We start from the raw sequence: 11,364 nt of genomic DNA, 5'->3' as shown, positions 1-11,364 counted from the left end.
TTCCTCCGGGCTTCCTTCGTTCTTGCGTTTCCGACTCTATCAGATCTTTCCGATCCGATTTCCTCGGTGCTTTCCGGTCCCTTTTCCAGGCATTCACCCGGGGGCCCTTCGGCGGGGTCAAACACTACCAGGCTTTTTCCGTCCCCCTGACCACTCCCCCTGCGTGGACGCAGAGGTGTAGACCACTGGGGTTAGGATCTGGCTTGATAGGTGCTGCCGACCCGCGACTCAATGCCGCGTTGGGGTCAGGCAGGAGTACGACAGTACATCCCTACGTCAGCTGAGGCAAATCGCTTGCGGTAGTCCCTAGGTCCGCCAACTGGTACATCTCGTGCGGAACCGGAACTACCCATGACATAGGCTTCGGAACAGTACGCCGTCCCTAGGACAGGTAGTGACGGCGCCACACAATCTCCGCCCCTGGGAGGCTTCCCATGACAACCGTGACGTCGCCACTCGCTGGACGCGCCATCGGTCTCGCCGCAGTACCCGACCCCGTCTTCTCCGGTGCGATGGTCGGTCCCGGCACCGCCATCGACCCCGTGCGTGAGCCCTCCGAGGCCGTCTCGCCCGTCGACGGTGTCGTCGTCTCTCTTCACCCGCACGCCTTCGTCGTCGTGGACAGCGAGGGCCACGGCGTGCTGACCCACCTCGGCATCGACACCGTGCAGCTCAACGGACAGGGTTTCGAGCTGCTGGTGAACAAGGGGGACACCGTGACGCGCGGACAGGCCGTCGTGCGCTGGAACCCGGCCGACGTCGAGGCCGCCGGCAAGTCCGCCATCTGCCCGATCGTGGCTCTGGAGGCCACGGCCGACTCCCTCTCCGATCTCCGCGAGGACGGGGACGTGAAGGCCGGCGACGCGCTCTTCTCCTGGAGCTGACCGCCGGCTCGTCCTTCTGACGAGCGCGCAGACGACATTCGACGCGGCGGCCCGGCCGCCGCACTACCGGAGACGGGTGAGATGGAGACAACGCTGCGAGGCGTCGGCGTCAGCCACGGGGTGGCGATCGGCGAGGTCCGGCACATGGGCACGGCGGTCCTGGAGCCGCCGGCCAAGCAGATCGGCCCCGACGACGCGGAGCGCGAACAGGGGCGCGCCCGTCAGGCCGTCGAGGCCGTGGCCGCGGACCTGAATGCGCGCGGCAATCTGGCCGGCGGCGAGGCCCAGGCGGTGCTCGAGGCGCAGGCGATGATCGCGCAGGACCCGGAGCTGATGGCCGACGTGGACCGTCGGGTCGCGGTCGGCAGCACGGCCGAGCGGGCCGTTTTCGACGCGTTCTCGCACTATCGGGAGCTGCTAGCGGGTGCCGGTGAGTACATGGCCGGCCGGGTGGCCGACCTGGACGACGTGCGGAACCGGATCGTGGCGCGCCTGCTCGGCGTGCCGATGCCGGGTGTGCCGGACAGTGACGAGCCGTACGTGCTGATCGCGCGGGACCTGGCGCCTGCCGACACGGCGCTGCTCGATCCGGCGCTGGTGCTCGGTTTCGTGACCGAGGAGGGCGGGCCGACCAGCCACAGCGCGATCCTCGCGCGTGCGCTGGGCGTGCCGGCCGTGGTCGCGCTGCCGGGTGCGGGTGAGCTGGCCGAGGGCACGGTCATCGCGGTGGACGGTTCCACGGGCGAGATCTTCGTGGATCCGAGCGAGGAGAAGAAGGCGGAGCTGACCCGGGCCGCAGAACAGCGGAAGGCCGCTCTCGCCGCTTCCAGCGGTCCCGGTGCGACGTCGGACGGGCACAAGGTGCCGTTGCTGGCGAACGTGGGCGGGCCCGCGGACGTTCCGGCGGCGGTCGAGGCCGGTGCCGAGGGCGTGGGTCTGTTCCGTACGGAGTTCCTGTTCCTGGACGACAGCAAGCAGGCGCCGTCCGAGGCGAAGCAGTACGAGGCCTACCGTGCGGTGCTCGAGGCGTTTCCCGAGGGCCGGGTGGTCGTGCGGGTGCTCGACGCGGGTGCGGACAAGCCGCTGGACTTCCTGACGCCGGCGGACGAGCCGAACCCGGCGCTGGGCGTGCGGGGTCTGCGAACCCTGCTCGACCACCCGGAGGTGCTGCGGACGCAGCTGACCGCGCTGGCGAAGGCCGCCGAGGGGCTTCCGGTGCATCTGGAGGTCATGGCGCCGATGGTGGCCGACCGTACGGATGCGAAGGCCTTCGCCGACGCGTGCCGTGAGGCGGGGTTGCGGGCGAAGTTCGGTGCGATGGTGGAGATTCCGTCCGCCGCGCTCCGGGCGCGTTCGATCCTGCAGGAGGTCGAGTTCCTGTCGCTGGGTACGAACGACCTGGCGCAGTACACGTTCGCGGCCGACCGTCAGGTGGGTGCGGTGTCGCGGCTGCAGGATCCGTGGCAGCCGGCGCTGCTCGACCTGGTGGCGCTGTCCGCGGAGGCGGCGAAGGCCGAGGGCAAGAGCTGTGGTGTCTGTGGTGAGGCGGCGTCGGATCCGCTGCTGGCGTGTGTGCTGACGGGTCTGGGTGTGACCTCCCTGTCGATGGGTGCGGCGTCGATTCCGTATGTGCGGGCGACGCTGGCCAAGTACACGCTGGCGCAGTGCGAGCGTGCGGCGGCCGCGGCGCGTGCGGCGGATACGGCGCATGACGCGCGGATGGCCGCGCAGGCGGTGCTGTCCGGGGAGTGATCCCGGGCCGCCGGCCGTAGAACGGTTCGAAGGGGCTTCCCGCCAGGTCGGCGGGGAGCCCCTTCGGCGTCAGTGGGGGTGGGTGTCGTCGTGGGGTGGGGTGAGGAGGAAGCCGGGGCGGTAGTCGACGCGGGGCTCGGGGGCGATGGGTTCGCCGGTGCGGGCGTCGGTGCAGTACGCGTCGAAGACCTGGGCCTCGGTGAGGGGTCGGAGCTGTCCGGCGTGGAGGCGCCAGCCGTGGAGGCGGTCCCGGTCGCCGGGTGTGGTGGTGCGCAGGACGAGGCCGCCGGGGCTGTTCAGGGCGAGGCCGGCGGCGAGGACGGTGACGAATTCGGCGCCTTCGGAACTGTCCATGCGGGCGGGTCCGGTGGATTCGCGGGTGACGTGAAGGGTGGCGATGAGCTGATCTCCTTCGGCGGGGACGCTGCAGACGAGGCGGTGGGTGCCGGGTCCGGCGGCGTCGAGGAGCAGGAGGAGGAGTTGGGAGGCGCGGTCGAAGGAGGCGCGGCCGATGTCCTGGCCGCAGTCGGCGCAGGGGCCGGTCTCGGCGAGGAGTGTGGTGGCGTACTCCCAGGTGGCGCGGCGGACGGCGGTGTCGATGAGGGTGGGGACGAGCGTGGTGAGGGGTTGTCCGGTGTAGGTGACGCGGGGGCCGGTGGCGGCGCGTTCGGCGGTGTAGCGGGCGCGGCTGGCGGGGTGGTCGGGGTCGAGGGCGGTGTCGGCGCAGTAGTCGGCGTAGTCCTCGGGGTCGAAGAGGGCGACGGTGGTGTGGCCGCCGTGGGTGGTGAGGGTGTGGAGGAGGTCTTCGGCGTGGTCCAGGTATCGGGCGTGGTCGTCGAAGGCGAAGGTCTCGTACTGCCGCATGGTGGTGAAGTCGTCCTCGTCGGCGAGGAGGGCGAGGGTGCCGGCGGTCTCGCGGCGCAGGGCGCGGCGCAGGTTCGTGTCGGTGGTGCGGCGGCGGGCGCGGTGGGCGGTGCGGTCGTCGGTGGCGTGGTGGTCGGTGTGGTTCTCGGTCATGTCTCCCCCTGGGTGCTGCCATGGGCGCTGGTGTCGCCATGGACTACTCACTCACCGTAGCCGTGGGCACTGACAGTGACGACGCTTCGGGTCCGGGTTCGGGCGCGGCGAGCCGGTCGCGGGTCACCCGGTGCTGTGCGGCGGCGGCGCCGACGAGGGCGAGGCCGAGGAGCGGCCAGGCGAGGGGCCCTGCGGCCATGACGCCGGTGACGAGGACGGGGCCGGCGAAGCGCTGGGAGGAGTGGGCGAGTCCGTGGACGCCGAGGTAGGCGCCCTGGGCCTCGGCGGGGGCGAGGGCGACGGAGAGTTCCCAGGAGGCGGTGGCGTGGAGGATCTCGGCGAAGGTGAGCGCGACGACGGCGGCGACGAGCGCGGTGATGGCGACGGCGGGTCCGCCGGTCGCGGACGCGGCGAGGGCGAGGGTGCCGAGGAGGAAGAGTACGGCGAGCGGGCCGAGGAGTCGGCGGGCGGCCTGGGTGGTGGCGGCGAAGCGGGCGAGGGGGACCTGGAAGAGGACGACGAGGACGGTGTTGAGCACCAGGAGCAGCGGGGCGAGGCCGACGGGGGCGGTGGTGGCGTGGACGATCCAGAGCGGGACGGCGACCTGGAGGATCGTGTCGTCGAGGAAGAGCGCGGCGTCGGTGGCGGTGTAGCCGAGGAAGGTGCGGTCGCGCCAGGGGCCGGCGGGCCGTGCCCTGGGGGCGTCGGCGGAGGTGGCGGCGATGCGGGAGGCCGGGGCGGGCGGCTCGGCGCAGCGCAGGGTGAGGGCGGCGATGACGGCGTAGCTGATGACGTTGCCGATGAGCAGCAGGCCGTAGGCGCGGGTGCTGCCGGTGGCGAGGGCCGCGGCGGCGCCGAGGCCTCCGATGGACCAGCCGATGTTGACGGTGGTGCGCTGGATGGCCTGGTAGCGGACGCGTTCGGTGCCGGCGAGGCGGGCCGCGTAGAGCTTGATGAGGACGCTGCCGGCGCGGTCGGGCAGGGCGCCGAGGGCGGAGAAGAGGGTGAGGAGGAGGAAGTCGTCGGTGGTGAGGAGGGCGAGGAGGGAGGCGCCGCGCATGAGTTGGGCGCCGGCGATGAGGCGGACGAGGGGGAGGCGGTCGGCGAGGCGGCCGGCGACGGGGGCGCCGGCGATGCCGACGCCGCCGGAGATGGTCATGAGGAGGCCGACCTGGGCGAGGCCGAGTCCGGAGACGTACGTGAAGTACAGGGCGGTGCAGGTGGCCCAGAGGCCGGTGCCGGTCTTGTCGATGATGCTGACGACGAGCATGCGGCGGCCGTCTCGTCCGCCGGGTACGCGGTCGAGCACGGTGCGGTGCCACGAGGTCGGGTGGCTCACTCGATTCCCCCTTGACGCGAGTTATGTATTGATACATAGTTCGGTACGTGGCAACACAATATTCGATCAGTGGGACGACGGCCAAGGGGATTGCCGCGTCCGTCGAACGCGGAATCTCCGAGGGCGAACTCGCGCCGGGTGACGCGCTGCCTCCGGTACGGCGGCTCGCCGACGACCTCGGCGTCAGCCCGGGCACCGTCGCGACCGCGTACAAGGAACTGCGGCGGCGCGGTCTGGTGGTCACGCGCGGCCGGGGCGGCACGGTGGTCGCGGAGGCTCCCTCTGTGGCCTCGCGGCGGCCGCCCCAGGTGCCACCGGGGCTGGTGGACCTGGCCGGCGGGCATCCCGACCCCGCGTTCCTGCCGGTGCTCAGGCCGCCGGCCGAGGTCCATCCGACGTTCGGCTCGCACCGCGCGTCGCCCCGGCTTCCCGCCCTCGAGGAACTGACCAGGGCCTGGTTCGCGCGGGACGGCGTGCCGGCGGAGCGGGTGACCTTCGCCCACGGCGCGCTCGACTGCATCGCGCGGCTGCTCTCCGTCGAACTGCGGCCGGGTGACGCGGTGGCGGTGGAGGACCCCGGCTTCCACCACCTCCTGGACCTCGTGCCGGCCCTGGGCCTGCGGATGGTGCCGGTCGCCGTGGACGAGGAGGGCATGACGCCCGACGCCCTGCGCGCGGCGCTGCGGTCCGGGGTGCGGGCGGTGGTGTGCACACCGCGCGCGCAGAACCCCACCGGAGCCTCCTTCACCCGCGCCCGGCGCGACGAACTCGTTTCTCTGCTGAGGGAGTTCCCCGAGGTGCTGGTCGTGGAGGACGACTACACGGTGGAGATCGAGGGCCCCGTCGCACCGACACTGGCGGCGGCGGGCCTGGGCCGGTGGGCGCAGGTGCGCACCGTCTCGAAGCGGCTGGGCATCAACCTGCGGTGGGCCGGCATGGCCGGTGATCCGGTGACGATCGCCCGGCACGACGGGCGGATGCTCATGACGTCCGGCTGGGTCAGCCACATCCTGCAGGAGACGCTGGTCGGGCTGATGTCGGACCCCGCGGTCGCGCGGCTCGTGGCGGCCGGCGAGGCCGCGTACACGAAGCGCCGCCTGGCGCTGATCGACGCCCTCGGCTCCTACGGCATCCGCGCGACGGGGGCGAGCGGCATCGGCGTGTGGGTGCCGGTGCGCGACGAGTCGGCGGTGGTGAACGGGCTGCGCACGCACGGCTGGTGGGTGGCGGCCGGGTCGCGGTTCCGGATCGTCACGCCCACGGCCGTACGGATCTCGACGGCACTGCTCCTGCCGGAGGACGCGGAACGGCTGGCACGGGACTTCGCGGACGTCCTGCGCGATCGGCAGGCCGTGTACGGCGGTTAGGGCGTGTGTCGAAAGGAGCGTCGTCTGCCCGAAGGTCAGGCGGGACTTTCGACACACGCCCCAGGCGTCGTCGGACGAGGCAGGCGAGGCGGGGCGGGCGCCCGGGGACGGGTCGGGGCGTGTCCGGCGGTGGAGGGCCGGACACGCCCCGGACGACCCGGGCGCGGTGGCTCAGGAGGCGCGGCGCGTCGCCGCCAGCTCCTCGTAGAAGCGCAGCAGGTCGAGGTTGTCGACCGAGCCCGGGTTGACGGCCTTCGCCATCGGCGTGCCCTGGAGGAGACGCTTGACCGGGACCTCGATGCGCTTGCCCGTCAGGGTGTGCGGGACGGCCGGGACCTCGATGATGTCGTCGGGGACGTGCCGCGGGGAGAGTTCGGCGCGGATCGTGCTCTTGATGCGGCCGATCAGCTCGTCGTCCAGGGTCGCGCCGTCGGCGAGGTGGACGAACAGCGGCATCCAGTAGCCGCCGTCCGGCTCCTCCAGGCCGATGACGAGCGACTCGCGGATCTCCGGCAGACGCTCGACGGCCTCATAGATATCGGCGCTTCCCATACGGACGCCCTGGCGGTTCAGGGTGGAGTCGGAGCGGCCGTGGATGACGACGGAGCCGTGGTCGGTGATCGTGATCCAGTCACCGTGCCGCCAGACGCCCGGGAACATCTCGAAGTAGCTGTCGCGATAGCGGCTGCCGTCCGGGTCGTTCCAGAAGCGGATCGGCATCGACGGCATCGGGTTGGTGACGACCAGCTCGCCGACCTCGCCGACGAGCGGCTTGCCCGACGGGTCCCAGGACTGCAGGTCGGTCCCGAGGCAGGCGGCCTGGAGCTCGCCGATGTGGACCGGGAGGGTCGGCACGGCGCCGGCGAAGCAGGAGCAGACGTCGGTGCCGCCGCTGACGGACGCGATCCACAGGTCCTCGCGGACCTCGTCGTGCAGCCAGCGGAAGCCGTCGGGCGGCAGCGGCGAGCCGGTGGTGGCCACGCACTTCACCCGCGAGAGGTCGAAGTCACGGGCGGGGTGCACGCCGGCCTTCGCGCAGGCCATCACGTACGCGGCGGAGGTGCCGTACAGGGTGGCGCCGGTGCGCTCGGCGACGCGCCACTGGGCGCCGGTGTCGGGGTAGCCCGGGCTGCCGTCGTACAGGACGACGGTGGTGCCGGTGAGCAGACCGGAGACGAGGAAGTTCCACATCATCCAGCCGGTGGAGGTGTACCAGAAGAACACGTCGTCCGGGCCGAGGTCGCAGTGCAGGCCCAGCTGCTTGACGTGCTCGATCAGGATGCCGCCCTGGGACTGCACGATCGCCTTGGGCAGACCGGTGGTGCCGGAGGAGTAGAGCACCCACAGCGGGTGGTCGAACGGCACGTGCTCGAAGACCGGCTGGGTGTCGGCGGAGGTCAGCTCCGGCCAGGCAAGCGCGCCTTCGGGGGCGGGAGTGCCGAGCAGCGGGATGTGCACGACGGCGCGCAGCGACGGCAGTTCGGCGCGCAGCTCGGCGACGGTGTCGCGGCGGTCGTGCTCCTTGCCGCCGTAGCGGTAGCCGTCGACGGTGAACAGGACGACGGGCTCGACCTGCTGGAAGCGGTCGAGGACGCTGCGGGCGCCGAAGTCCGGGGCGCAGGAGGTCCACACGCCGCCGACGGCGGCGGTCGCGAGGAGGGCGACGACGGCCTCGGGAATGTTCGGCAGGTAGCCGCTGACGCGGTCGCCGGGCCGTACGCCGAGTCGGCGGAGCTCGGCGGCGAGCGAGCCGACCTGACGGCGCAGCTCGGCCCACGTGATCGGACGCGGCTCGTGCGTCTCGTCGACGTGGAGCAGCGCGGTGGCGTCGGGCCGCTCCTCGGCGGCGCGCAGGGCGTGCTCGGCGTAGTTGAGGGTGGCGCCCGGGAACCACTCGGCGCCGGGCATGGAGCGGTCGCCCAGGACGCGCTCGTAGGGGGTGGCGAAGCGGAGGTCGAACCATTCGGCGACGGCCGCCCAGAAGCCCTCGAGGTCCTCGACGGACCAGCGGTGCAGGGCCTCGTAGCCGCCGTGGGCGGGAGCGCCGTGGCGCTCGGCCGCCCAGGCCTGGAAGCGGGTGACGGCGGCCGCGGAGACGCGGTCCTCGTCCGGCTGCCACAGCGGCTCGGTCTGCGATGTCATGTCGGGTCGGCTCCCTGGCTGTACGCGGGTCTGCGTGTGTCGCGCGCACGTGCGGGGGTGTGCGCGTGACGCGGCTGACAGGGACGATGCCATGTGATCCGTTTTCGCACCAGGGTTCCCCGCCCATGGTCCGGTGGCCGATTGTGTGCTCCCACCACGGGTGAACGCCAGTTGAACGCACCTCGCGCGGTCTGCCCCTGATGGCAGGGTGATCCACATGGACGGTCGTGGACTGGTGCGTTCGATGAAGGTGATCGGGTCGGTACAGGGGCTGCGGGCGGTCCGCTCGGCGTGGCGGCAGCGGCGCGCCGACGCGCGGGCGCTGCCGCCGAGAGGCGCGGAGCGGGCCCGGGTGCCGGGACCGGTGGGCGGGGCGGAACCGGCACCGGGCGGCGGGACCCTTCGGTTCGCACGCTCCGAGCTGCGGATCTCGGTGTCGGCCGGCGGCACCGTCTTCTGGGGCTGGGACGGGGCGGGACCGCTGCCCTCGTACGCGCTCGCCGGCGAGCCGCCCGAGCCCGACCCGCGTGCCGTCCTGGAACCGGACACGGACGGCGGCTGGCGGGTGGTGTCGGAGCGGGTCACGGTCACGGTCTCCCGGCACGGCGCGGTGGAGGTGCGCACCCCGGGTGGCGTGCTGCTCCGCCGCGACCTGCCGCCGCGCTGGTGGGAGCCGGTGCGGGACGGGGACGGCGGCGGTGCGCGGGACGAGGCAGGCGCTCGGGACGAGGTCGGTACGCGGGACGGGGCAGGCGCGCGGGACGAGGTCGGCGCGCGGGACGAGGCAGGCGCGCGAGAGGGGGTCGGTCCGCGCGAGGGGACCGGTCCGCGCGGCGGAGGGCGTGGCCGAGGCGTGGCCGCTCGGTGGGTGCAGCGCAGTGAGGTGGCGGCGGACGCGCGGTTCTTCGGGCTCGGCGGGCGGGCGTCCGGGCCGCGGCTGCGCGACGGCTCGTACCGGCTGTGGAACACCGACCCGTCGTCCCCCTTCTCCCCCGGCGACGACCCGCTGTACATCACCATGCCGGTCCAGCTGGTCGTCGCGGACGCCAGCACGCATCTGGCCTTCTACGACAACTCCTGGGACGGCCGGGTGGTCCTCGCCGAGGGCGAGGAGGGCGCGGGTTCCGGTCATGACCGGCCCGGCACCGGCGAGGTGCGGATGGACGGCGGCCCGCTGCGCTGCTGGGTGGTGGTCGGCACCCCCGCGCGCGTGCTGCACGGCTGGGCGGCGCTCACCGGCGCGCCGGCGCTACCGCCGTCGTGGGCGCTCGGGCCGCAGCACGCGCGCTGGGGCTTCGGCAGCGAGCGGGAGGTGCGGCGGGTGGTCGACGGTTACCGGGACCGGGGCCTTCCGCTGTCGGTGCTGCACCTGGACATCGACCACTACGACGGGCACCGGGTGTTCACCGTGGACCGGGAGCGGTTCCCGGACCTGCCGGGGCTCGCGGCGGAGTTGCGCGGACGCGGGGTGCGCCTGGTGTCGATCGTCGACCCGGCGGTGAAGGCGGCGCCGGGCGACCCGGTGTACGACGCGGGGCGGGCGGCCGGGGCGTTCGTGCGGGACGACCGGGGCGAGGAGGTCCACGGCGTGGTGTGGCCCGGCGACTGCGCCTACCCGGACTTCACCGACCCGGCGGCGCGGGAGTGGTGGGGCGGTCTGTACGAGGAGCGGCTGCGGCAGGGCTTCTCCGGGGTGTGGCACGACATGAACGAACCGGTGTCCTTCGCGCCGTTCGGCGACCCGACCCTGCCGCGCTCGGCCCGGCACGCGCTGGAGGGCCGGGGCGGCGACCACCGCGAGGCCCACAACGTGTACGGGGTCGCGATGGCGCGTGCCGGGTACGAGGGGCTGCGCCGGCTGCGTCCGGAGGAGCGGCCGTTCCTGTTCTCGCGTTCCGGGTGGGCGGGGATGCAGCGGTACGGCGGGACCTGGTCGGGCGATGTGGCGACGGGCTGGCCGGGGCTGCGGGCCTCGCTGGCCCTGGTCCTGGGGCTCGGGCTGTGCGGGGTGCCGTACTCGGGCCCCGACGTGGGCGGGTTCGACGGGAGTCCGTCGCCGGAGCTGTTCCTGCGCTGGTACCAGCTGGGCGCGTGGCTGCCGCTGTTCCGTACGCACGCGGCCTTCGACGCGGGGCGGCGCGAGCCGTGGGAGTTCGGTCCCGAGGTCCTGGAGCACGCGCGCGCGGCACTGGCCGAGCGGGAGCGGCTGCGGCCGTACTTCGTGACGCTGTCACGACTGGCCCGGCTGACGGGTGCGCCGTACGTGCGTCCGGTGTGGTGGGGCACGCCGGAGGACCGGGCGCTGCGGGACTGCGAGGACGCGTTCCTGCTCGGCGACTCGCTGCTCGTCGCTCCGGTGCTGTCGCGGGGCACGGACCGGCGCGCGGTGCGGCTGCCGCGCGGTCGCTGGTACGACACGGCGACCGGCGAGGCGTACGAGGGCCCGGGGCAGGTGCTGCTCGACGCGCCGCTCTCCCGGGTGCCGGTGCTGGCCCGCGCGGGCGCGGTGATCCCGGTCCGCGGCGACGGGGGCGGGGGTCAGGGCGGGAGTGACGAGCCGGCTCTGGAGGTGTGGGCGCCGGCCACGGGGCGCACAGGTGGCGGGCTGGTGGTGCGGGACGCCGGGGACGGTTGGGAGCCGGCCGATATCGAGCGCTACCAGTCGCGCGTGGTGGACGGCCGCGTCGTGGTGGAGCGGGTCACCGACGAGGGCGCGCGGGAGGCGGAACTGCCGGTGCGGGTGCGGGGCCGGGTGTAGCAGCGGCAGCCGGGGGCGCGCCCGTGCGGTCGGGCTCGGGCTCGGTCAGCCCGGGCGCGGCTCAGGCCCGGAAAGCCCCGGCTCGGGCGCGGGCGCGGGCAGCCC

The 11,364-nt window shown here is 73.4% G+C and carries 7 protein-coding genes; 4 read left to right on the top strand and 3 right to left on the bottom strand.

The window, feature by feature from the left end:
• Nucleotides 1-434: 434 nt before the first annotated feature.
• Together ESG85_RS02515 and ptsP are read left to right on the top strand one after the other, a co-directional pair.
• A complete protein-coding gene (locus ESG85_RS02515; RefSeq protein WP_128976352.1) occupies nt 435-884 on the top strand; it encodes a PTS sugar transporter subunit IIA in 450 nt (149 codons plus the stop codon).
• Nucleotides 885-965: 81 nt separating this feature from the next.
• Nucleotides 966-2,636 (top strand): phosphoenolpyruvate--protein phosphotransferase, encoded by a 1,671-nt coding sequence (gene ptsP / locus ESG85_RS02510; RefSeq protein WP_128976351.1) that lies wholly within the window; start codon nt 966-968, stop codon nt 2,634-2,636.
• Nucleotides 2,637-2,705: 69 nt separating this feature from the next.
• On the opposite strand, the gene ESG85_RS02505 is transcribed toward ptsP, so the two are convergent.
• Together ESG85_RS02505 and ESG85_RS02500 are read right to left on the bottom strand one after the other, a co-directional pair.
• Entirely contained in the window at nt 2,706-3,653 is a 948-nt protein-coding gene (locus ESG85_RS02505) for a hypothetical protein (RefSeq protein ID WP_128976350.1), read from the bottom strand.
• A 43-nt stretch (nt 3,654-3,696) separates the two neighbouring features.
• Complete coding sequence (locus ESG85_RS02500; protein WP_281287982.1) at nt 3,697-4,992, bottom strand: MFS transporter; 1,296 nt, start codon at nt 4,990-4,992, stop codon at nt 3,697-3,699.
• Between the two features lie 47 nt (nt 4,993-5,039).
• On the opposite strand from ESG85_RS02500, the gene ESG85_RS02495 reads away from it, so the two are divergent.
• The gene (locus ESG85_RS02495) at nt 5,040-6,359 is read left to right on the top strand and encodes an aminotransferase class I/II-fold pyridoxal phosphate-dependent enzyme (protein ID WP_128976349.1); all 1,320 of its coding nucleotides are present in this window, start codon (nt 5,040-5,042) and stop codon (nt 6,357-6,359) included.
• Nucleotides 6,360-6,530: 171 nt separating this feature from the next.
• On the opposite strand, the gene ESG85_RS02490 is transcribed toward ESG85_RS02495, so the two are convergent.
• Nucleotides 6,531-8,501 carry an acetoacetate--CoA ligase gene (locus tag ESG85_RS02490; protein WP_128976348.1) on the bottom strand — a complete coding sequence of 657 codons (1,971 nt, stop codon included), beginning with the start codon at nt 8,499-8,501 and terminating at the stop codon, nt 6,531-6,533.
• A gap of 217 nt (nt 8,502-8,718) precedes the next feature.
• On the opposite strand from ESG85_RS02490, the gene ESG85_RS02485 reads away from it, so the two are divergent.
• On the top strand, nt 8,719-11,259 hold the full coding sequence (locus ESG85_RS02485) for a glycoside hydrolase family 31 protein (protein ID WP_128976347.1): 2,541 nt from the start codon (nt 8,719-8,721) through the stop codon (nt 11,257-11,259).
• Nucleotides 11,260-11,364 lie beyond the last annotated feature (105 nt).

The sequence above is a fragment of the Streptomyces roseicoloratus genome (assembly GCF_004117935.1).
Lineage (GTDB): Bacteria > Actinomycetota > Actinomycetes > Streptomycetales > Streptomycetaceae > Streptomyces > Streptomyces roseicoloratus.
The sequence above is the reverse complement of the archived record's forward strand: the minus strand, read 5'-3'. Positions and strand labels throughout refer to the sequence as shown.